At 71.7% G+C, this 233-nt stretch carries 1 pseudogene; it reads left to right on the top strand.

Going from position 1 to position 233, the window contains the following annotated elements:
* Positions 1 to 181: pseudogene (locus A6V29_RS21255) on the top strand (hypothetical protein); the annotation flags it as partial.
* Positions 182 to 233 lie beyond the last annotated feature (52 nt).

The raw sequence follows: 233 nt of genomic DNA, 5'->3' as shown, positions 1-233 counted from the left end.
AAGCATGCTTCACTCATTGGGGCCAGCGCAGGAGAGGACCGCCGCGATGACCGACCCGCGGAGACCGCCCTGGACGTTCCTGACCAACCACGGGCTCGTATTGCTGGCCGTCGCCGCCGACCCGGACGCGCGAGTGGCCGAGCTCGCCGCGGCGTCGGCATCAGCGCTCGCGCGACCCTGAGCATCCTGCGTGACCTCGAGCAGGGCGGATACCTCACCCGGACCCGCCGGGG

This window comes from Blastococcus sp. CCUG 61487, from assembly GCF_005222955.1.
Lineage (GTDB): Bacteria > Actinomycetota > Actinomycetes > Mycobacteriales > Geodermatophilaceae > Blastococcus.
This window is presented reverse-complemented; position numbering and strand designations above follow the sequence as displayed.